The 20272-nt window shown below is 63.9% G+C and carries 20 protein-coding genes; 5 read left to right on the top strand and 15 right to left on the bottom strand.

Features of this window, described 5'->3' with window-relative positions; all coding sequences use genetic code 11:
• Nucleotides 1-18: 18 nt before the first annotated feature.
• Complete coding sequence (locus tag ACTJKX_RS08885; protein ID WP_440725038.1) at nt 19-1218, top strand: MFS transporter; 1200 nt, start codon at nt 19-21, stop codon at nt 1216-1218.
• Nucleotides 1219-1226: 8 nt separating this feature from the next.
• Here ACTJKX_RS08885 and ACTJKX_RS08880 read toward each other — a convergent pair whose 3' ends face one another.
• The 12 genes from ACTJKX_RS08880 to ACTJKX_RS08825 all read right to left on the bottom strand — a co-directional run bounded on the left by ACTJKX_RS08880 (nt 1227) and on the right by ACTJKX_RS08825 (nt 14002).
• Complete coding sequence (locus tag ACTJKX_RS08880; RefSeq protein ID WP_311936904.1) at nt 1227-1703, bottom strand: DUF2127 domain-containing protein; 477 nt, start codon at nt 1701-1703, stop codon at nt 1227-1229.
• Nucleotides 1704-1999: 296 nt separating this feature from the next.
• Nucleotides 2000-2431 carry an NUDIX hydrolase gene (locus ACTJKX_RS08875; protein ID WP_440725037.1) on the bottom strand — a complete coding sequence of 144 codons (432 nt, stop codon included), beginning with the start codon at nt 2429-2431 and terminating at the stop codon, nt 2000-2002.
• Nucleotides 2431-3228, bottom strand: a complete 798-nt coding sequence (locus ACTJKX_RS08870; RefSeq protein WP_440725036.1) for an ABC transporter permease subunit — start codon at nt 3226-3228, stop codon at nt 2431-2433. The genes ACTJKX_RS08875 and ACTJKX_RS08870 overlap by 1 nt, the downstream gene beginning before the upstream one ends.
• Nucleotides 3212-4078 carry a 2-aminoethylphosphonate ABC transporter permease subunit gene (locus ACTJKX_RS08865; RefSeq protein ID WP_311936897.1) on the bottom strand — a complete coding sequence of 289 codons (867 nt, stop codon included), beginning with the start codon at nt 4076-4078 and terminating at the stop codon, nt 3212-3214. The genes ACTJKX_RS08870 and ACTJKX_RS08865 overlap by 17 nt, the downstream gene beginning before the upstream one ends.
• Nucleotides 4071-5195 (bottom strand): ABC transporter ATP-binding protein, encoded by a 1125-nt coding sequence (locus ACTJKX_RS08860; protein ID WP_440725035.1) that lies wholly within the window; start codon nt 5193-5195, stop codon nt 4071-4073. The genes ACTJKX_RS08865 and ACTJKX_RS08860 overlap by 8 nt, the downstream gene beginning before the upstream one ends.
• Nucleotides 5196-5224: 29 nt before the next feature.
• Nucleotides 5225-6253, bottom strand: coding sequence for a 2-aminoethylphosphonate ABC transporter substrate-binding protein (locus ACTJKX_RS08855; RefSeq protein WP_367624728.1), 1029 nt, complete (start codon nt 6251-6253; stop codon nt 5225-5227).
• Between the two features lie 282 nt (nt 6254-6535).
• On the bottom strand, nt 6536-7549 hold the full coding sequence (locus ACTJKX_RS08850; protein WP_440725034.1) for a C-terminal binding protein: 1014 nt from the start codon (nt 7547-7549) through the stop codon (nt 6536-6538).
• A gap of 7 nt (nt 7550-7556) precedes the next feature.
• The gene (gene pbfA / locus ACTJKX_RS08845; RefSeq protein WP_440725033.1) at nt 7557-8903 is read right to left on the bottom strand and encodes a (R)-1-hydroxy-2-aminoethylphosphonate ammonia-lyase; all 1347 of its coding nucleotides are present in this window, start codon (nt 8901-8903) and stop codon (nt 7557-7559) included.
• Nucleotides 8904-8937: 34 nt separating this feature from the next.
• Nucleotides 8938-10062 carry a TIGR03364 family FAD-dependent oxidoreductase gene (locus ACTJKX_RS08840; protein WP_440725032.1) on the bottom strand — a complete coding sequence of 375 codons (1125 nt, stop codon included), beginning with the start codon at nt 10060-10062 and terminating at the stop codon, nt 8938-8940.
• A gap of 6 nt (nt 10063-10068) precedes the next feature.
• Complete coding sequence (gene phnY / locus ACTJKX_RS08835) at nt 10069-11523, bottom strand: phosphonoacetaldehyde dehydrogenase (protein WP_440725031.1); 1455 nt, start codon at nt 11521-11523, stop codon at nt 10069-10071.
• Nucleotides 11520-12779 (bottom strand): phosphonoacetate hydrolase, encoded by a 1260-nt coding sequence (gene phnA, locus ACTJKX_RS08830; protein WP_440725030.1) that lies wholly within the window; start codon nt 12777-12779, stop codon nt 11520-11522. Before phnA ends, phnY begins: the two co-directional genes overlap by 4 nt.
• Nucleotides 12780-12808: 29 nt before the next feature.
• Nucleotides 12809-14002: a 2-aminoethylphosphonate--pyruvate transaminase gene (locus ACTJKX_RS08825; RefSeq protein WP_440725029.1), complete on the bottom strand. Its 1194-nt coding sequence runs from the start codon at nt 14000-14002 to the stop codon at nt 12809-12811.
• A 137-nt stretch (nt 14003-14139) separates the two neighbouring features.
• Here ACTJKX_RS08825 and ACTJKX_RS08820 point away from each other — a divergent pair, with 137 nt between their 5' ends.
• The 4 genes from ACTJKX_RS08820 (at nt 14140) to ACTJKX_RS08805 (ending at nt 17013) form a co-directional block, all read left to right on the top strand.
• A complete protein-coding gene (locus ACTJKX_RS08820) occupies nt 14140-15024 on the top strand; it encodes a LysR substrate-binding domain-containing protein (RefSeq protein WP_311936868.1) in 885 nt (294 codons plus the stop codon).
• A gap of 546 nt (nt 15025-15570) precedes the next feature.
• Nucleotides 15571-15750, top strand: a complete 180-nt coding sequence (locus ACTJKX_RS08815) for a DUF2945 domain-containing protein (protein ID WP_440725028.1) — start codon at nt 15571-15573, stop codon at nt 15748-15750.
• A gap of 9 nt (nt 15751-15759) precedes the next feature.
• Complete coding sequence (locus ACTJKX_RS08810; protein ID WP_440725027.1) at nt 15760-16320, top strand: DUF488 domain-containing protein; 561 nt, start codon at nt 15760-15762, stop codon at nt 16318-16320.
• Between the two features lie 21 nt (nt 16321-16341).
• Nucleotides 16342-17013 (top strand): uracil-DNA glycosylase family protein, encoded by a 672-nt coding sequence (locus ACTJKX_RS08805; RefSeq protein ID WP_440725026.1) that lies wholly within the window; start codon nt 16342-16344, stop codon nt 17011-17013.
• A 99-nt stretch (nt 17014-17112) separates the two neighbouring features.
• Here the strand turns inward: ACTJKX_RS08805 and ACTJKX_RS08800 are convergent, their stop codons facing one another.
• From ACTJKX_RS08800 to ACTJKX_RS08790, 3 genes are all read right to left on the bottom strand, one after another.
• Nucleotides 17113-17913 (bottom strand): 3-methyl-2-oxobutanoate hydroxymethyltransferase, encoded by an 801-nt coding sequence (locus ACTJKX_RS08800; protein WP_367624719.1) that lies wholly within the window; start codon nt 17911-17913, stop codon nt 17113-17115.
• A 10-nt stretch (nt 17914-17923) separates the two neighbouring features.
• Nucleotides 17924-19021 (bottom strand): fatty acid desaturase family protein, encoded by a 1098-nt coding sequence (locus ACTJKX_RS08795; protein WP_440725161.1) that lies wholly within the window; start codon nt 19019-19021, stop codon nt 17924-17926.
• A 69-nt stretch (nt 19022-19090) separates the two neighbouring features.
• Nucleotides 19091-20272 carry an aldose 1-epimerase family protein gene (locus ACTJKX_RS08790; protein ID WP_440725025.1) on the bottom strand — a complete coding sequence of 394 codons (1182 nt, stop codon included), beginning with the start codon at nt 20270-20272 and terminating at the stop codon, nt 19091-19093.

Here is a 20272-nt window from a genome sequence, read left to right as displayed (position 1 = left end):
CGGAGGACAGCCCAAACCATGACGCCTTCTCCGCCGCGCAGCGGTATTCCAGCCGGCATCTGGGCGCTCGGTTTCGTGTCGCTGCTGATGGATGTCTCGTCCGAGATGATCCATGCGCTCCTGCCGGTCTATATGGTCACGGTGCTCGGCGCGTCCACGCTTGCCGTCGGCCTCATCGAGGGCATCGCGGAAGCGACGGCCTCGATCACCAAGGTGTTCTCGGGCGCTCTCAGCGACTGGCTGGGAAAGCGAAAATTCCTGGCTGCTCTCGGCTATGGTCTGGCCGCTCTCACCAAGCCGGTCTTTCCCCTGGCGAATTCGATCGACTGGCTGGTCGCGGCGCGGTTCGTCGATCGTATCGGCAAGGGTATCCGGGGTGCACCCCGCGATGCCCTGGTCGCCGATCTTGCGCCGCCGCATCTGCGCGGCGCGAGCTTCGGTCTGCGCCAATCACTGGATACCATCGGCGCCTTTGCAGGCCCGCTCCTGGCGATCGGCCTGATGTGGATGACGGCCAATCACTTCCAGCTCGTGTTCTGGATTGCCGTCGTGCCAGCCTTCCTGTCCGTCGGCCTCCTCCTGGTCGCGGTCAAGGAGCCCGAGCGACCGCAGGACCTGCGCCGTGTCCGCATGCCACTGCGGCGCGACGAGGTGCGCCGCCTCGGAACGGCTTATTGGTGGGTGGTTGCCGTCGCGGCGATCTTCACGCTTGCCCGCTTTTCCGAAGCGTTTCTCGTCCTGCGTGCCCAGTCGGCCGGTCTGCCCCTGGCGCTTGTGCCGATCGTGCTGGTGATCATGGCCTTTGCCTATTCGCTCTCGGCCTATCCGGCCGGCATCCTTTCCGATCGGATGGATCGGGTGGCGATCCTCGTCATCGGCCTCGTGCTGCTGATTGTTGCCGATCTGGTGCTCGCCTTCGCTTCCGGCGTCATGGGCGTGTGCCTGGGTGTGGCGCTCTGGGGGCTGCATATGGGGTTCACTCAGGGGCTGCTGGCCACCTTGATTGCCGAAGCCGCGCCTGCCGAACTGCGCGGCACCGCCTTCGGCCTGTTCAATCTGGTTACCGGCCTCGCGCTGCTCGTCGCCAGCGTGATAGCAGGAGCCCTATGGGACCTGGCCGGACCGCAAGCCACTTTTCTCGCAGGAGCTGTTTTCTCGCTTGTGACCCTCATCGTCTTGCTGCCGGTTCGTGCGCAGCTCTCCGGGACGCGTGAATGATCGAAGCTTTATTGGGTGGGCATATGGCGACGCATGAGACGGTATTCGTGCCAGATCAGCCCCATCACCACGACGTCCAGGATGGTGAGGACGATCAGCCCGGCACCATGCGTGTAGGAGAAACGATAGAGCTGGTAGACGATGAAAAGCCCGAGCACGATCAGCGATGCCGGATACGACCAAAGCTTGCCCTTCAACAAGCCGATGACCAGCGCCAGTTTCACCACGCCATGGCCCAGTAGATAGAATGCGTAGAAATGCTTCGTCTCGATGGAAAAATTCTGGGCGAAGGCGGATAGGTGGCCCGCGATGAAGTCATGCGGGTTTTCGATCAGCTCCTCTTGCGTGACCCAGTTGACGAAAGCCCGAATTGTATTGGTGCTGATCAGAGCAAGGGCGATGCCGCCGACGCATTCTATCAGTGCATGTGCCCCTTTCAGGAGAATGCCGATCTGGAAGATCTTGTGAACCTGATGTTCATTCATGAGATGGTCGAGCCAGCATCAGCAGGGAGAATACGAACAGACACATGCGAGCTGCAATTCGAGCCTTGTCGTTGGCGGTCGTGTGGATCACCAGCTCTGTCGTGCACGAGGCGGCAGCATCGCCTTGTTGTAGTCCTCGATCATGGCGGCGGATAGAGGACTGGCATCTGCGCGCGTGGCGGGCCCAGGAGACCGGCGCTCTTGAGGTTGGCGCTCTCGCTGCTCATCCTGCGGATTGATTGGTGGTGGCCTGGAGCAACGTTCGCAGTCTTGGCGAGGCAGGGGACCGCGCATGGTTAGGCTCGATGGGTCAGGCCGCGCAGCAAGCGGGCAAGGCCTGGTTCGGCGACGAGAAGCGCCGCTTCCTCCAGCGGCATCCATTGAACCTCGCGTTGGCCCTGCTCCTTCCATTTCTTCAAGGTCGCCTTGACCTCGACGCGATAGACGGTGGTTTCGACCAGGGCAAAATGGGTATCGAGGCGTTTCCAGTAGGGATAGGTGCCGATCGGCTTTTTGTCGGCCTTGCCGACAAGGCCGGCTTCCTGCTTTGCTTCGATCCTTGCCGCCTGGGGATCCTTGCGCCCTTTGATCGGCCAGCCCTTCGGCAAGGTCCACCGCCTTGTCGTGCTGGTCGTCACGAGGCAGGTCTCCAGGCGTCCGGCCTTGATCCGGACGGGCAGGGCCGCCACCTGGCGCAATGAGGGCGAGGGCCTTGCAAGGTCCTGCATCACCTCGACATCACCCTGCTCGAGATACGCGTCAGGGTGATCAGCACGATCAGGGTCGCGGCACCCAAGATCGTCGTCAGCGTGGCAGCATCAAAGATCGCGCCGCGGTCCGATAGCGAGAAGATGCGAACCGGCAGGGTGACCCAGCCCGGCGGATAGACCATGACGGTCGCCCCGAGCTCTCCCATCGACAGGGCGAAGGAGAGGCTGAAGGCGGCGATCAGATAGGGCGTGAGCAAGGGCAGCGTCACGCGCCGCAGGCGGTAGAAGGGGCGGGCGCCCAGGCTCTCGGCAACCTGTTCGCAGTCGATCGGAAGGCGGGCAAGGCCGGCGGTGACCGTGCCGTAGGTGAAGGCCGCAATCAGCATGAAATGTGCGATCAGCACGATCAGCCGCGTGCCGTTGAGCAGGAAGGGCGGCTGGCTGAAGGCGACCAGCAGGCCGAGGCCGATGGAGACGGAGGGAACCGCGCTCGGCACGAAGAAGAAGAGGTCGAGCACGCGCTTGGGCAAGGGCTTGAAACGGCGAAGCGCCAGGGCCGCCCAGGTGCCGCAGACGAGCGCCGCCAGGCTGGCGATGATGCCTGTGAGAATGCTGGCCTTGAGCGAAGTGAAGGATGCCGTGCGAAAGGCGTCGGCATAATGCTGGGTGGTCAGGTGCGAGGGCAGGATGTCGTTCCACTGCCCGCTGAAGCTGGCGAGGACGATCACTCCGATCGGCAGGCCGTAGACGAGGAGGAAGAGCGGCACCACGGTCGCCCAAACGGCCCCACGCTCGGCTTTAGACCACACCAGCATTGCTGCCTCCGAAGTGAGCGACGATGATGCGATAGAGCGTGTAGAGGCCGAGCGAGAGCGCGATGTTCACCACGGCAATGACGCAGGCGGTCGCATAGTCGAACTCCTGGATCGCCTTGCTGTAGATCAGCAGCGGCAGGGTGATGACGTCCTTGGCGCCGATGAACAGCACGATGCCGAATTCATTGACGGTGAGCAGCAGGCACAGGCTCCCGCCGGCGACCAGGGCCGGCAGGGCGGCCGGGAAGATGACCTTCCGCACGATGCGCAGGGGCCGGGCGCCGAGGCTGCTTGCCACCTCGATCTGGGCATGATCGATCTGCGAGAAGGTGGCGAGGAGCGGGCGCATGACGAAGGGCGTGTAAACAGTCACCTCCGCCAGCACGACCCCCCATTGCGAATAGAGAAAGTCGATGGGTGGCAGCTGCAGGGCGAAGGCGTGCATCAGCGTTTCGTTGAGAATGCCGGCCGAGCCATAGATGAAGGTGAAGGCAAGGGTAACGAGGAAGGTCGGCAGTGCGATCACCGTGTCGATCAGACGGCCTGCAAGTTTGGCGCCGGGAAAGGGCACGAAGGCGAACACCACCGACAGGACGAAGCCCAGCAGCAGGCAGCCGATGGTGGAGCAGATCGCAATGACGATAGTGTGGTAGAGCCCGTCGACGAACTGGCGCGAGCCGAGGACCTGCTCGAAGGTGGCGAGCGAGGGCGGACCGTCCCCGAGCGAGGCGCGGATGATGAGGGCGAGGGGGTAGAAGAACAGCAGCGCCAGCACGAGAAGAGGCGGCAGGATCCAGAACCCGTCGAGATTGCGCCGCGCCGGGGCCGCGCCGAGCGCAATGTCAGCCATGGGCGGGATCCTCTGGAACCAGCGTGACGTCACCGGGCTCGAAATGGATGCGCACGCTCTCGCCGGCCTGCGGCGGATCGGCCATCGGCGGCGTCGTCATGCGAACCGTGTGCCCGCCCGTTTCGAAGGTGATGTTCTGGACATCGCCCTGCCATTGCACGCTCAGTACGGTAGCCTTGAGGGCATTGGGCTCGGAGGTCGCCCGGGTAAAGCGGAAATCATGCGGCCGGACGCAGAGCAGGCAATCGCTACCGCCGGCGAGACGGTGATGGTTGCGGGCGAAGAGAAAGGTGTCGCCGAAACTCACCCGGGCATGCCCGTTCTCGGTCGGCTGCAGGTCCTTGACCGGCATCAGATTCGCCCGGCCCAGGAATTCCGCCGCAAAACGGTTCGGGGGATTGCGGAACAGGGACTGGGACGTGCCGAAGGCGCGCAATTTGCCGTCCCGCATGATGCCGATATGGTTGGCCAGCGTAAGGGCTTCGGACTGGTCATGCGTGACGTAGAGCACCGTCAGGTTGGGCAGGCTGGTATGAAGCTTGGCGATTTCGTCGATCATGGCGCGGCGGATCTGGGCATCGAGGGCCGAAAGCGGCTCGTCGAGCAGCAGGACCTGCGGCCGTGGCGCCAGGGCACGGGCGATGGCAACACGCTGCTGCTGCCCGCCCGAAAGCTCGCGCGGAAAGCGCCGCGCATAGGCGGACATGCCCACCATCGCCAGGCATTCGGGCACGCGCTGGCGGATGACGTCTTCGCGGGCGCCATGGGCCCGCAGGCCGAAGGCGACGTTCTCGTCGACGCGCATATGCGGGAACAGGGCGTAGTTCTGCACCACCATGCCGATCTTGCGATCATAGGGGGCCAGATGCGTCACGTTGCGCTCGCCGATCATGATCCGGCCCGAGGAGGGCCGTACGAAGCCTGCAACGGCGCGTAGCGCCGTTGTCTTGCCTGAGCCCGAGGGGCCGATCAGGGCGACGACCTCGCCCGGATTCACGGTCAGCGTGAGGGAATGCAGAACCGTCAGGTTACCGTAGGTAACCGAGACGTCCTCGAAGCCGATGCGACTGCCGTCGAGAGCGGCGGTCTTGGCTTCGGTGCCCGGACCGGTTTTCAACTGCGCGCTCGCCATCGCCTTGTCGGCTCTCAATTGCTCGAAATGGCTGAATTGTAGGCAGCGACATTGTCCTTCAATCCGGACAGCACGCCCACCCAGTCCGGGCTCCAGATCTCGACACCCTGCAGCATGGCCTGGAGCTTCTTGTAGTTCTCGTCCTCGGGCTTGACGTCATTGCGCACGGGCAGGCCCTTGGCGACGACGCTGACCTGCTTCTGCGCTTCCGCGGACAGCAGGAAGTCGATGAGTTTCTTGCCATTTTCCGAGTTGGGCGCGCCCTTCACCAAGGCGATGTAATAGGGCAGTGCGAACAACGTCTTCTTGCCGTCGGGGCCTGCCGGCACGAAGATCTGGATGTTGGGATTGTCAGCCTGCTGGGACAGGTTCATCTGCATGTCGCCATTGGCGACGTAGAGCTCGCCCTTGTTGACCAGCGCAGTCAATTTGCCGGTCGAGGCGGAAGGGCCGAGATTGTTGGCCTGGAGCTTCTTGAGAAAGTCGAGCCCCTTCTCCTTGCTGCCGAAGGCGTGAAAGGTCTGCAGCATGAAGGCCGTGCCGTCACCGGCCTGTCCCGGTGTCGAATATTGCAGCTTCTGCTTGAATTTGGGATCGAGGAGATCCTCATATTTCGCCGGAGGCTGCTTGAGGACTTCGGCGTTGTAGATGAAGTTGGGGTAGTTGTTCACCAGGGCATAGAAGCGGCCGCCGGCGTCCTTGTCGCGGGCCTCGATCTTGTCGGCTCCGGCCGGGCTATAGGCTTCGATCAGGCTGTCGGCAGCGGCCTTCTGCATGAAGGGCGGCAGCGTCACCAGCACGTCGGCCTGGGTGTTGGACTTTTCCTTGGCCAGGCGATCGACCACGCCGCTCGATCCCGCCTCGACATATTGGACCTCGATGCCGGTCGCCTTGGTGAAGGCTTCGAACTGATCGCCGAACCAGCTCGGCGTGCCGTCGTGCAGCCCATCGGCGCTGTAGATGGTGACCACGCCATCGGCATGGGCCGGAACGGCCATGCCGGCTAACATCAGGGCTGCAATCAGGGCGAACCTGGATTTCATGACGTTCTCCTCTCGGGACGGATGTGAGCGTTTGGCGGCTTTCTTCGCTTTTGCCTGTCTCTTGCCGCGGCCGGAGCCGAACGCCTTAGCGAAATGTGTTTTCAAGTGTCCGATAAGTAAAATCTATTTATCTTATGCAATGAAAGATCAGGCTTATGGTTGGATCGAGGCCGCGGTTTCGCGGATTTCCACCGGCAAGGCACGCCCCAGCACGAGCGTCCTCCTGCCCCCAACTCTTTGTTTCGACATGACTTTACGATTGCCGCCGGATCGCAAAATGCTTCAGGCAAACCGAATGCCGGCGCGCTGTGCTCGCAGGCGGGGGTCGTTGGAACGAACCGTCACCGGCCGGCCTTGAAGGATCTCCTCGCAGCGGGTCAAGGTGTCCGCTTCCAGGCGCTGCATGGCTTCGACCGTGAAGAAAGCAAGATGCGGAAGCAGGATGACGTTGTCATGACGATAGAGCGGGCTCATCGGGTGGCCGGCTTTGCGCAAGGGTTCGAGCGAATAGGTATCGAGGCCGACGCCGCCCAGGCGCTCTTCCATCACTGCATCGACCAGGGCTGCTTCGTCGACCAGTGCGCCGCGCGACACGTTGATCAGGATGGCGGTCCGCTTCATGCAGGCGAGTTCCGCCGCTCCGATCATGCCCCGCGTGCTCTGGTTGAGCACGGTGTGGATCGAGATGAAATCGCTTGCGGCCAACAGGTCAGGCAAGGCATCGACCTTTTCGATACCGGCCCCGCGCATGACTGCGGCGTCGAGATAGGGATCGTAGCCGAGGACGCGGGCGCGAAAGCCGGCCCCGGCCATGCGGGCAAGGCTGCGGCCGATCCTGCCGCAGCCGACCAGGCCCAGCGTCGCGCCGGCGATATCGCGCCCGAGCCAGCGCGCCTCCGGCCAGACCCAGCCTTGTTCGGCAACCGCATGGGTGATGGCCGGCAAGCGTCTGGCGAGCGCGATCATCAGGGCGAAGGCGGCTTCGGCCACCGTTTCTTCGGCATAATCGGGTATGTTGACCACGGGGATGCCGCGCGCCATGGCCGCCGGGATGTCGATCGCATCGATGCCGACGCCATATTTGACGATGCCCTTCAGCCGGGGCGCGGCTTCGATCACCCGGGCGGTGATCGGCGTGTAGCACATCAGCAAGAGGTCGGCGTCGGCCACGGCCGCGCATAGATCGCCTTCCGAAATGCCTTCCGGCAGGATGGCGAGCTCGACGCCATGAGCCCTGAGCCCCGCATCGACGGCGGGGCATTCGAGTTCCCCGTCGGTCCTGACCGCCTTCACCATCGCGCCCTCATCCCGTCAGGACCGCCTCTTCGACGATGCCGAGCGCGCGGTCGAGGTCTGCCCTGGCGATGGTCAGCGGCGGCGACAGCGTCAGCACATTGCCCCGGCTGATCTTGAAAGAGAGGCCGTTTTCCAGGCAGCGATAATAAACCCGCTCGGCCAGGGCGTGATTGGGCTGAAGCCCCTGCCGGTCCTCGACGAGCTCGACGCCGAAGATCAATCCTCGGCCGCGCACGTCGCCGACATGCGGGGAGCGGGCCATCAGCTCGCGCATGCGGTTCATGGCGTGATCGCCCAGTTCTCTGGCGCGTTCGGGGAGGCCCTCCTCGCGGATGATGGCGATCGTGGTCAGCGCGGCCCGGGTGGTGACCGGGTTCTTTTCATGGGTGTAGTGGCCGATCGCATAGTCGCCGGCGACATCGAGGCCGCGACGGGCGACGACGGCCGCGATGGGCAGGATGCCGCCGCCCAGCGATTTGCCGAGCACCAGAATGTCGGGGGTGACGCCGTCATGTTCGGAGGCGAAGAATTTGCCGGTCTTGCCGAGGCCGGTCGGAATCTCGTCGAAGATCAGCAGCGTGCCATGCCTGTCGCAGGCTTCGCGCACGCTTTTCCAGAACCCCGGCGCGGGAACGAGCGGGGTCGCGCGCATGGGTTCGGCGATGAAGGCGGCGATGTCGCCTTCGCGGGCCAGGACATAGGATATCATGCTGGCGCAGGCGCGGGCCGACTCCTCCAGCGAATTCGTGCCATAGGGGCAGTGATGCGGGGCCCAGGGCGCGACATGCTCGCTGCCCGGCAGGAGGGGCCCGGCAATACCCGAACGGAAGGTCGCCTCGCCGCCGACGCTGGAGGCACCGAAACCGGCGCCGTGGAATGCATCCCAGAAGGACAAGGTCTTGAACCGGCCGGTCGCGGCACGTGCCAGCTTGAGCGCGACCTCGATGGCATCCGAGCCGCCCGTGGTGAACAGCACCTTGCCGAGATCGCCCGGCGTGAGTTCGGCCAGCGTTTCGGCCAGTTCGACCGCCATCTCGCAGGTAAAGCGCCGGGGGGCGAAGGGCAGCTCATCCATCTGCGCCCGGATTGCTTCCTTGAGGCGCGGATGCCCATAGCCGACGTGATGGACGCTGTTGCCGTGGAAATCCATGTAGCGCCGGCCGGCGAGGTCCTCGATCCAGATGCCCTCGGCCTTGGCGATGGTCGACACGCAGGGGCTGGACAGGCTCTGATGCAGGAAGACGTCGGCATCGCGCTGCAGCAGCGCGGCCGAGGCAGCGTGATGCTGCCGGGCGTTCCAGTCACGCCGCGCCTGGGCGGTATTGGATTCGCCCTCGGTATGGATCAGGGTCATGGCGCTTCACAGCCGGGCCGAGCCCGCTCCCTCTTCAGTCTCCAAAAAGCTCGGCAATCGTCTCCTCGCCGAGAGCAAAACCAGTGCTCGCACCCGTGCCGCTGGTCACGATCACCAGCCTTACGCCGTCGCAAGGGTTCAGGCGGAGCGCCTCGTCCTTCGACGAGGACGCGTAGGTGCCGACCCAATGGGCGGTGACGGGCGGGGGTGGTGCGCGGAACAGAGCCTCGTATTCGGCCAAGATCAGCGCATCGACCTCGGTGGAGGCGAAGGGATCCGGCATGGAGCCGTAATGGTGTGAATCGCCCACGACCAGGGAGCCATCGGCCGATTGGGTGACGATGAGATGAACGCCGTTCTTCAGGGCGGCTGCCCGCTCGCTTTCGAGCCGCCGGCGCAGCGCGGCCGTTTCCGGCAATGCGGCAAAGGCGCCGTAACGCAGGAGGCTGAGATCCGACAGGAGTGCCGAATTGAGCCTGAAGCCGGGATCGGCGAGGCGCAGCATCTGCAGCTTGCAGCGCCGCACGCGATGCTCCGCAATGTTGTCGCCGAAGAGAGTGGCGAGATCGTCGCCCGGGCAGACCGCGATGCGCGAGGCCGCGATATCCCCGGTACTGGTGAGAAGCCGTCCAGGCTCGACGCCCCGTACCGCCGTGCCGAAGCGGAAGCTGACGCCGTGATGCGTCCGAAGCCACTCGACGAGGTGGGGCAAGGCGAGGGAGGATTCGACCCGCAATTCATGCGGGCTGAAGAAGCCGCCGATAGCAGCCGAGCCGGCGAGGGAAGGCTCGTGCTTCGCGAGTTCGGCGCGGGTCAGGACCTGGCATGAGGCGCCTTCGGGCGTGGCGCAGAACGCCTCGATGGCGCCGAGCGCCTCGGGACGCTGGGCGGCGACCACCATGCCGCGATGGAGTATGTCGATTTTCGCCTTGGCCGCCGCCGCAAGCCAGACCTCGCGGCTGCGCTGGGCGCGCCGATAGGACGGGCCCGGCGTCTGGCCGCTGACGACGACCAGGCCGAAATTGCGGATGGAGGCACCATTGGCCGCGCTGTCGCGATCGACGACCACGACTCGCAGCCCGCGCCGGGCGGCTGCCAGCGCATGGCCGAGGCCGACAATGCCGGCCCCGACCACGGCAAGATCAAAGGTCTCGGGCATGAAGCGCTACCACGGCAATGAGAAGGTCTTGACGTTGGTGAAGGACTTCATCGCCTCGATCACGCCTTCCTTGTAGCCGTTGCCCGAATCCTTGATGCCGCCGAAGGGGCTCATCTCGATGCGATAGCCCGGCACTTCCCAGATATTGACGGTGCCGACCCGGAGGCCGGTGATGAAGGCCTGCATGCGCCGGAAGTCGTTGGTGCATACGCCCGAGGACAGGCCGAAGGCCGTCGAGTTCGACAGTGCGATCAAGGCCTCGTCGTCATCGGGGGCGCGAATGATCGGGACGATCGGGCCAAAGGTTTCCTCCATGACGAGCTCGCTCGCATGCGGCACCCTGTCGACGACGATCGGCGGCAGCAGTGCGCCCTGGCGGCCGGGATCGTAGAGGATCTCGGCGCCGGCCTCAGCCGCCATATGGACGCGCTTTTCGAACAGGGCGGCCGCCTTCTCATGCACCACCGTGCCGAGCTGGGTGGCTGGATCGAAGGGGTCGCCGAAGCGGATGGCCTTGGCGCGTTCGAGCACCAGGGGCACGAAGCGATCGGCGACCTTCTCCTGCACCAGGATGCGCTTGACGGCGGTGCAGCGCTGGCCGGAATTCTTGGTGGCGCCGGCGACGGCGAGATCCGCCGCCCTGGCGAGGTCGGCGTCATCGAGATCGTTGAGGATGATCAGCGGGTCGTTGCCGCCGAGCTCCAGGACCTGGCGCTTGTAGCCGGCCTTGGAGGCGATCATCTTGCCGACGGGCACGCCGCCGGTGAAGGTGATCAGGTCGATATGGGGATTGGTGATCATTTCATCACCGATCTCGGCGGGCCATCCCGTCACCACCGAGAGCATCTGCGGCGGCAGGCCGGCCTCGTAGAGAATGTCCGCCAGGACCAGTGCCGTCATCGGCGTGAGTTCCGTCGGCTTCACCACCACGCAATTGTTGGTGGCGATGGCCGGTGCCACCTTGTGCGCGACCATGTTGAGCGGATGGTTGAAGGGCGTGATCGCCGAAATTGCCGTGAGAGGCTCGCGCTGGGTGAAGATCCGCCTCTGCTTGCCATGCGGAGTGAGGTCGCAGGAGAAGATCTGGCCATCGTCGTGGATGCACATCTGGCCGGCGAGGGTGAAGACGTCGAAGGCGCGCCCGACCTCATAGAGCGAGTCCTGCTTGGAAATGCCGAGTTCGCTGGTGACGAGATCGGAAATCTCGTCCTTGCGGGCGTTGATGAGCTCGGCCGTCTTCAACAGGATCTTCTGGCGGTCGTAGCGCGTGAGCTTCGACTGGTAGCCGGCTGCGATCTCGAAGGCCTGGCTGGCATGTTCGGCCCGCCCGGCCGGCACGGTGCCGACGACCGTATCGGTATAGGGATAGCGGACCTCGAGGGTTGCCTCGGCCTCGACCAGGCGGCCGGCGATCCGCATCGGTTCATGGCGGACCTTGATGGTTTTCTCGGGTGTGTTCATTTTGGCTGAGCCGCTGCGAGGGTGGCGTAGTAGAAGGCGTCGAAATTGCGCAGGGCCGGCGCCTGCGGCAGGTCGGGCAGGGGGCGGTTCACGATGAAGGGTACCGCCTGCTCGGTCAGGCCGCCATGCGAGCGTAGCGGTTCGTCGAGCGCGGCAAGGTCGTGGCGGTGCTCGGACGTGCCGATCGTCTTGTTCTCGCCCGAGACCATGACGATGTCGCCGATGCGGTCCTCCGGCAGTTCGAAGCGCCGGCAGCCCTCCTCGCGCCCGAGCACCAGCGTCATGTCCTGGATAGCACGCAGCCTGGCGATGATGGCCTCCCGGTCCGCGCCCTTGGGCAGATAGGCGGTGGCGAACGAGCCCAGTGCGCCGTGATGCACCACATAGGGGTCGGTGATCGGCAGGATGACGCGGGCGGCATCCTTGCCGAGCCATTCATCCAGCAGGTCCTGGACATAGACCACGTTGGGCGAGCCGTCCGCATGATGCTTCGGCTTCATGCCGTGGTCGGCAGTTACGACGATGGCGGCACCCAACGCGTCGAGCTCGGCGAGATATCTGTCGAACATGGCGTAGAAGGCGTTCGCCTGCGGCACGCCGGGGGCGTATTTGTGCTGAATGTAGTCTGTCGTCGTCAGATACATGACGTCGGGGCGGAATTCGCGCAGAAGCTTGACGCCGGCGGCGAACACGAATTCCGACAGTTCCGCCGAATAGACGTCCGGCACCGGGCGCCCCAGCCATTTGGAGGCATCCTCGATGCCGTTGGCGGCTTTGGTGGTGGTGTTGGCCTTTTCCGACGAGAAGCAGATGGCGCGATCGTCGTCATAGGACAGGCCATGGCCCAAGAGGGCGCGCAGCTTGTCCTTGGCGGTGACCACGGCAACCTTGGCCCCGGCATCGTAGAATGCCTTGAACACGGTCGGGGCGCGCAGGAATTTGGGATCGTTCATCATCACCTCCTCGCCCGTTTCGGGGTTGTAGAGGTAGTTGCCGCAGATGCCGTGCACGGCGGGCGGGCGCCCGGTGACGATCGACAAATTGTTGGGGTTGGTGAAGCTGGGAATGACGCTGTGCGCGGTGCTGGCCGTTCCCTTCCGCAGGATGCGCTCGAGGGCCGGCATCAGGCCGGCCTTGATGGCTTCGTCGAGATAGGCTGGCTCGCAGCCGTCGAGACAGATGGCGATGGCCGGCACGCGCGGCCAGGCGTAATTGCGCTCGTTGGCGGAGACCGAGACGGGGGACATTTGGTTCATCGAGGATCGATCCTTCAATAAGGGCCGCCTCAGGCGGCGAGTTTTGCGCGTTCGGCAATGGCGTCGGCGGGCGGGGCGGCGGAAGCAACCTTCATCTCGGCGAGGGACTGGCGGGCCGCCTCGACCACCTTGCGCATGACATGCTCATCCATCCGTCCGATGCAGCCGATGCGGAAGGACTCGACCACCGTCAGCTTGCCGGGATAGATGATGAACCCCTTTTGTTTCATCTGTTCGTAGAAGCGGCTGAAAACGAAATTCGGATCGGCGGGGCAGAAGAAGGTCACGATGATGGGCGAGAGCCAGGTGTCGGAGAGCAGCGTCTCGAAGCCGAGCTCGCGCATGCCGGCTACCATCACATCGCGGTTCCTGATATAGCGGGCACCCCGCCCTGCCACGCCGCCCTCGGCGGTATGCATGCGCAGGGCCTGGAGGAAGGCCGCGACCACATGGGTGGGTGGCGTATAGCGCCACTGCCCGGTCTTTTCCATCGTGGCCCATTGCGCGTGGACGTCGAGGCTGAGCGAATGGCTGTTACCCTCAGCCGCCTTCAGCGCATCCTTGCGGGCAATCACGAAGCCGAAGCCCGGCACGCCCTCGATGCATTTGTTGGCGGAGGACACCATGGCCTCGAAGGCGATCTCGTTGACGTCGAGGCGGATGGCGCCGAAGGCACTCATGGAATCGATGAGGAGCTTGCGTCCCTTGCTCTCGACCACGGCGGCGATCTCGGCCACCGGGTTGAGAATGCCGGAGGAGGTTTCGCAATGGATGGCGAGGACGTGGGTGATCCCCGGATCCGCGTCGAGCGCGGCCGCAACTTCCTCGCCGCGCGGAGGCAGGTAGTCGCCCTTGTCGATGAGGGTGTAGGGGCGGCCAATATAGCGCATGGTTTCGGCGGCCCGCAGACCATAGGCGCCATTGGCCAGGACAAGGACCTTGCCGTTGCTGGGGACGAAGGAACCGAGCATGGCCTCGACGCAGAACGAGCCGGACCCCTGCATGGGCACGCAATCATAGTCGCCCCTGCGGTCGCCGGTCAAAGCGAGCAGGCCCCGCCGAAGCTCGACGGTCATGGCACGGAAATCGGCATCCCAGGAGCCCCAGTCGCGCAGCATGGCCTGTTTCACCTCGGCTGAAGTGGTCAGCGGGCCGGGGGTCAGTAGATAGGGCTCACCGAGCAGGGGAGGGGCAAAAGCTTGCGTCGACGCACCATCGTGCATGGGCCGGTCCTCATCAGATGCCGTTCGTTCGGCGACCATATAGGACCGGCACAATCTATTCTAAAAATCGTTATTTTGTATCCGTATATAAGCTGTGATTATATGTGGACGATATCGAGCCCTGGGGATGATCGCCGATGCGCTATGTTCAACTTCGCGCCTTTCACTATGTGGCGATCTCGGGCGGCTTTTCGCGGGCCGCCAGCGAATTGCTGCTGACCCAGCCGGCTATCTCCGACCAGGTTCGCAAGCTGGAGGAGGAATATGACACGCTCCTGTTCAATCGGCAGCGCAAGCAGGTCGTGCTGACGGAAGCCGGGGAGCGCCTTTTGACCATCACACGGCGCATGTTCGAAATGGAGAATCAGGCTCTCGAACTCTTGTCGGAATCCCGTTCTCTTCGGGCCGGGACGCTCCGCATCGTCGCCGATGCGGCCCACCACGTGCTGCATATCATGGGCGAGTTCCGCCGGCGTTATCAGGGGGTCCATGTCACCGTCCGGTCGGGCAACACCGAAACGGTCATCAAGAGCCTCTTCAACTATGAAGCGGATATCGGTGTCGTGGGGGAGGTGCCGGCGGGCCGCGACTTCGAGATCATCGCCCTCAACGCCACGCCGATCGTCGCCTTTGCCGCGGCAGATTTCGACCTTGGTGGACGCAAGAGCCTTTCTTTTGCCGATCTGGCCACGATGCCCCTCGTCATTCGCGAGCGTGGCTCCAAGACCCGCAAGCGCCTGGAGGACGGGGCGGCCGATGCCGGCATCAGGCTGAAATATGCCATCGAGGCAGAGGGACGCGAAGCTGTCCGTGAGATCGTGGCTTCGGGCGCCGGCCTTGGTTTCGTTTCCGAGGCCGAGTTCGGCAACGACGGCCGGCTCATGAGAATCCCGATCTCGGGCCCTCCAATGCTGATGGAAGAGGCGCTGGTCTGCCTGAGCGAGCGAAGCGATGCCAAAGCCATCCGCGCTTTTCTGGGCATTGCGAGGGAACTTGCCAACCGGATCCCAATGAGCGGTTAGGCCCTCCTTCTTCTCGACAGCGGCATTGGCCGGCCGCGACGAGGCATCGCTCCGGGGACGCGTCAGGAAAATCGCTGTCGCAGAGCCAACTCGACGTTTTCCGGCAATCGGACGGTGCGGTGGCAGGTGGCCCGGTCGCTGAGGTTTGGGTGGGGCGACCGGGCCTGTTGACCAAGCGTTGCGGGGCTCGGTCGATTTGGCTTCCGCTGGGGGCAGCAGAAGCAGGGAACACGCTAGGCCGGCTTCTTGCTGATCAGAAGTTTTGTTATGTTAAATGTTGTTTCGCGAGGCCAGGAAGCGAGGCTTCTTGTGGTCGTGGAGCGTGATTCAGTCGGCCTGTCGTCGAGCGCTGTCTCGGTGGAGAATGGCAGCATGAATGCGCGGCGGGATCAGGTTGACTTCGCCGCAAGCCGCCCAAGCAGGCGAGACTGCCTCGGCCGTCCATCACGCCCATGACCAGGATCGAAATGACGCGCGTGTGGGAGTGGGCTTCCGACGGAAGGAGGAGTTGGCGGGACGACCAAACGATTTGAGATCGGCGATCACGTGACCTGGAATTCCGAGGCGGGCCGCGTATCGGGGACGATTATCGCGATCCATACACGTGATTTCGACTATAAGGGGCATATCCACCGTGCGACGGAAGACGATCCCCAATATGAGATCAAGAGCGACAAGACCGACCATATCGCCGCTCACAAGGGCAGTGCCCTCGACCATGTGTGAACCAGGCGCGTGAAGCCGCCCTTCTTCACCATCGGCCATTCCAACCGGCGCATCGAAGAGTTTGTCGACCTTCTGCGTCAGGCGCAGGTTGAGCTGCTCGTCGATATCAGGAAGATCCCGATGTCGAGAGCCAACCCGCAATTCAATCAGGATCGCTTGCCCGGCTCCCTCTCGGCCTGCCAGATTTCATACGATTACATTGCTGCGCTTGGTGGCCTTCGCGGCAAGTTCGGAGCATTCCCTTGGGATCGCAATGGCTTTTGGACAAACGAGAGCTTCCACAATTATGCCGACTATGCACTTTCGGGTGAGTTCCACGAAGGCTTGGAGCGCCTGCGCAGCGAGGGACACAAGAAGCGCTCGGCGATCATGTGTTCGGAAGCGGTGTGGTGGCGATGTCACCGCCGCATCGTGGCGGACTATTTAATCGCCGAGGGAGAGATCGTTTTCCACATCGTGGGAGAGGGGCGCCTTGAGCGTGCGCAACTCACGACGGGTGCCATGGTCGAAGCAGACGCGACGATTATCTATCCGGCACCCCGCAATAGCCCAGCCGCGGAGCAGCCATGAAGGCCGTGCGGTGACCATTCAATGAAATCAGTGACGCCCCTCGAGCCCCACGTTTCAAAGACGAGCGACCAGGCCTCCCCGTTTGAGGCACTGCTGAGCAGTATCCGCGCCTGCCGCATCTGCCGCGATGACCCCCGGTACGGCATGCCGCTGGCTCATGAGCCAAGGCCGGTCATTCAGGCATCGCAAGATGCGCGTATCTGCATAGCCGGCCAGGCACCGGGAACCAGAGTGTACAAGAGCGGTCGTCCCTTCGACGACCCGTCCGGCGTGCGTTTGAGGCGGTGGCTGGGAGTTGACGAAGCGAGCTTCTACGATCCGTCGAAGGTTGCCATTCTGCCGATGGGATTTTGCTTTCCGGGATTGACGTCGAACGGCGGCGATCTGCCGCCCCGCCGGGAGTGCGCAGAGCTCTGGCGCTCCCGGCTGTTCTCTCAAATGCCGAATGTGAGGCTGTTGCTGGTCATCGGTTCCTATGCCCAGCGTTGGCACCTCGGACCGGAAGCCGGACGATGGGGTGTCAATGAAACGGTCAGGCGGTGGCGCGAGGCCTATCAAAGCGACCCGCGGATGCGCAGGTTTCCGTTGCCTCATCCGTCCTGGCACAACAACAGATGGCTGAGCCAGAATCCGTGGTTCGAGACCGATGTGTTGCCTGTGCTGCAGGCGGACATACGGGATGTTCTTCTGTGATGATGGAATACCGTGACCCAAAATGGATACGGGCTTCCAGCAGCAAGCGAAGCGATAGCGGGGACTCTTACGGCATCAGGCCTGATTTGGAGGCCAGCCTCAGCTCACCTCAAGCTTCGTCATGAACGCCTTCAATTCATCTGGCGGCATATGCACGATGTGCCGTTCCTGCGGATAGGCATTGGCGCCCACATCCGACACATATTCGCGGAAGGCCGCAACGCGCTCGGCCTGCAGGCGATCATATTCGGCAGCGAAATTGCGGTAGACCTTGGAGTGCCTGGGCATGTGGCCGCGGTTCATGCCGAGGATATCCTCGGCGAACAGATATTGCGCGTCACAGCCGGCGCCGGCCCCCATCGACAGCATGAAGAGGCTGGTGCGCTGCGCGATCGCCTCGGCGACCTCCACCGGCACCACCTCGATCTCGGCTCCGAAGGCGCCGGCTGCTTCGAGCTGCTTGACGGCCTCGAAAATTTGCAGGGCGCTGTCGGCCGTCTTGCCGACGGCTTTGAAGCCGCCTGTCCAGGTCTTGCGCGAGGGGATCAGGCCGACATGGCCGATGACGGGGACCGCCTCGTCCGCCATGCGCTTGATCGTAGCATAGGAGGCGCTGCAATAGACCGCATCGGCGGAGGCCTTGATCATGCGGAACGACCAGCGCACGAAGTCGTCGGCCGTGCCGATCTCATAGAAGTTCTCGCCCGGCATGGAGAACAGGCTCGGCGCGGCATCGCGATAGCGCGGGTCGAGGATCAGCTCGGGCGGAATGGAGACGATGTCCACGCCCGCCCGCTCGGCGGCCTCGGCCTCCTCCAGCGTGGTGACGCGGAGCATGGTCAGCTGCTTACGGCCCTTGAGGGCGCGCAGGTCGGCAACAGTGGGTCTGGTGCGGGTCATTGCGTGGTTCTCACTCGGCGGCCGCGGCCGCGGCCACGGCCAATTCATGGAATTCGGCGCGATAGGGCCGGGCGGTGGGCGGCAGCTCCCGCAGCAGGAAATAATCCTCGTTGCGAAGCTGGCGCAGCACGACCGGAAACACCTCGCGATAGGCGTGCCACATCGACGGGTTCGGTGCGGGCAGGTCATGCTTGATCAGGTCATGCAGCCTGGGCAGGGCATGATAGGGCACCATCGGGAACATGTGGTGTTCCACATGGTAGTTCATGTTCCAGTAGATGAAGCGGCTGATCGGGTTCATGTAGACGGTGCGGGTGTTGAGCCGGTGGTCTGTCACATTGTCGGCGAGGCCGATATGCTGGAGTAGGCCGGTCATCACCATGTGCCAGCAGCCATAGAGGCGCGGCAGGCCGATCAGCATCAGCGGCAGCCAGGACCGGGCGGCGAGCGCAGCGAGGATGGCGGCAAGATAGATCGCCATATGCCAGCGTGCTGCCGTCACGGCCTTGTGCCGTTCCATCTCGGGAATGAAGCTCTGCTCGTCAGGCGTCAGGGTTCCCAAGGCGTTGCGGCCGAGGGCGATCAGCGAATACCAGGCGTCGATGATGCCGACGAAATTCAGCACCAGCCGGATCAGGTCCGGCGGCCTCATCACGGCGATCTCGGCATCCCGCCCGACGATGATGGTGTCGGTGTGGTGGCGGGCGTGGCTCCAGCGCCAGGTGACGGGATTGCGCATCAGCATGAAGCTGGCGATCTGGTAGACCACGTCGTTCATCCAGCGGGTGCGAAAGGCGGTGCCGTGGCCGCATTCGTGCCAGCGCGAGTCGCTGGAGGAGCCGTAGAGCACGCCGTAGACGAAGAAGAAGGGAAGGCACCACCAGCTGCCCCAGAACCAGATGCCGCCGGCCGCGGATAGGAGGATGGCCGCAATCCAGATCACGGTGTCGCGGATCGCAGGCCCGTCGGAACGTTGCATCAACTCCTTCATGACCTTGCGGGGGATGTCGGTGTGGTACCATTCCGCCGACGCCAAGCCCGTCTCGATGGCCTGGCGCGTGCTGTCGCCGACCAGGCTGTAATCCCGTTTCCTATGCATCGTCGCCATGGCCATGCCGTTCATTTCGTGTGGTTTTCCGGGCCTTCGCCCGCATCTTCCTCATCCATCCCGCCCTCGTCACGAACGCCCCTCCAGTTGTGGGAACAGTCCGGATGGCGGGGGGAAGTCCTCCGAGGGCTGCCGGGCGATACCGGTGATGAGGTCTTCCGCCGCCGCGATCTCGGCGGCGCCATCGAGGACCTTGAAGGTCGCCTGATAGGGGCGTTCCTCGCCATGCTCCAGCCAGATCATTTCGCCGCGCTCGCGCGCGGCGAGATCGCCGAGAACGTGATGCGTCGAGGGCTCGATGCCGAGGACATATTCGCCGGGCTGGAAGTTCTGCCATTGATAGAGGCAGGGCAACTGGTCCTGTCGCGTCACCACCATCAGTCCCAGGCCGATGCGGTCGTTGACGAGGGCCACCGGCTGTTCCCCGGCGGCATTGGCGGCGAGCCTGTGCTGCCAGACCTGCTCGCGGAAGCCGACCTGGGGGGCGGGGGCCACGCGATAGCCGATCTCCTGTTGGCGATAGGCCTCACCGGCATGGGCAGCCCAGGCGACATCCTCGATGGGGGCGAGGTAGCGCGAGCCCTGGTCAAGCACGGGATGGCCGATATTGATATGATAGAAATACATGTGCGGCGTGCGCCGGAAGCCGTGATTGACCACGCGGTCGCGGATGCGGATCTCGTTGCCGCCGAGATCGGCCTCGATGCGTCGCAGGAGATGCAGGTCCTCGCCGAACACGGCCGATTGCTGCACGATGCCCTCCGCCCAGAGCACGCAGTGCTCGCCGTTCCAGCTCTCGCCATAGCCGGTCAGGCGGGCGGGAATGGTGCCGATGCGGCCATGCAGCGAATGCTTGATGCTCTTCTTGCCGGGATAATTGTAGCTGTCGGCCGGCGTTTCCTGCGGCCCGAGGATATGATCGAGGCCGCAGGTCACCAGGAGGCCGGAGAAGGAACGGGCCCAGGCAAGGCCGTTTTCCCCCTCATATTCATGCAGGCCCGGATGCCGGAAACCGGTCGGGGAATGCCAGCCGATGGATTGCCCCCGATACTCGCAGTCGGCGATGTCGAGCGCGCGGTCGACCAGCACGGTGAAACGCAGGCCCGTGCCGGTACGGAATTCCAGCATGCGGATGCCGCGTTCGACGCCGTCGCCCAATGTCATCAGTCGCACGCCGGCGAATTGCGACAGCATGCCGGCCCGTTCGCCGATCTGGCGGCGCGTGAGGGAGCGTCCGAACAGTTCGACCAT

The organism is Labrys sp. 22185, assembly GCF_052045555.1.
GTDB lineage: Bacteria > Pseudomonadota > Alphaproteobacteria > Rhizobiales > Labraceae > Labrys > Labrys neptuniae.
Note: the sequence above shows the minus strand (reverse complement) of the source record. Positions and strands in the feature narration are given on the sequence as shown.

Bases quoted from the DNA above. Each gene is read 5' to 3' on its own strand.
- ACTJKX_RS08825 (WP_440725029.1), bottom strand. From the start codon at position 14,002: ATGCACGATGGTGCGTCGACGCAAGCTTTTGCCCCTCCCCTGCTCGGT.
- ACTJKX_RS08840 (WP_440725032.1), bottom strand. From the start codon at position 10,062: ATGCCCGAGACCTTTGATCTTGCCGTGGTCGGGGCCGGCATTGTCGGC.
- pbfA (WP_440725033.1), bottom strand. From the start codon at position 8,903: ATGACCCTGATCCATACCGAGGGCGAATCCAATACCGCCCAGGCGCGG.
- ACTJKX_RS08800 (WP_367624719.1), bottom strand. From the start codon at position 17,913: ATGACCCGCACCAGACCCACTGTTGCCGACCTGCGCGCCCTCAAGGGC.
- ACTJKX_RS08865 (WP_311936897.1), bottom strand. From the start codon at position 4,078: ATGGCTGACATTGCGCTCGGCGCGGCCCCGGCGCGGCGCAATCTCGAC.
- ACTJKX_RS08870 (WP_440725036.1), bottom strand. From the start codon at position 3,228: ATGCTGGTGTGGTCTAAAGCCGAGCGTGGGGCCGTTTGGGCGACCGTG.
- ACTJKX_RS08850 (WP_440725034.1), bottom strand. From the start codon at position 7,549: ATGGTGAAGGCGGTCAGGACCGACGGGGAACTCGAATGCCCCGCCGTC.
- ACTJKX_RS08805 (WP_440725026.1), top strand. From the start codon at position 16,342: ATGAAATCAGTGACGCCCCTCGAGCCCCACGTTTCAAAGACGAGCGAC.
- ACTJKX_RS08795 (WP_440725161.1), bottom strand. From the start codon at position 19,021: ATGGCGACGATGCATAGGAAACGGGATTACAGCCTGGTCGGCGACAGC.
- ACTJKX_RS08820 (WP_311936868.1), top strand. From the start codon at position 14,140: ATGCGCTATGTTCAACTTCGCGCCTTTCACTATGTGGCGATCTCGGGC.
- ACTJKX_RS08875 (WP_440725037.1), bottom strand. From the start codon at position 2,431: ATGCAGGACCTTGCAAGGCCCTCGCCCTCATTGCGCCAGGTGGCGGCC.
- phnA (WP_440725030.1), bottom strand. From the start codon at position 12,779: ATGAACCAAATGTCCCCCGTCTCGGTCTCCGCCAACGAGCGCAATTAC.
- ACTJKX_RS08885 (WP_440725038.1), top strand. From the start codon at position 19: ATGACGCCTTCTCCGCCGCGCAGCGGTATTCCAGCCGGCATCTGGGCG.
- ACTJKX_RS08790 (WP_440725025.1), bottom strand. From the start codon at position 20,272: ATGGTCGAACTGTTCGGACGCTCCCTCACGCGCCGCCAGATCGGCGAA.
- ACTJKX_RS08855 (WP_367624728.1), bottom strand. From the start codon at position 6,253: ATGAAATCCAGGTTCGCCCTGATTGCAGCCCTGATGTTAGCCGGCATG.
- phnY (WP_440725031.1), bottom strand. From the start codon at position 11,523: ATGAACACACCCGAGAAAACCATCAAGGTCCGCCATGAACCGATGCGG.
- ACTJKX_RS08880 (WP_311936904.1), bottom strand. From the start codon at position 1,703: ATGAATGAACATCAGGTTCACAAGATCTTCCAGATCGGCATTCTCCTG.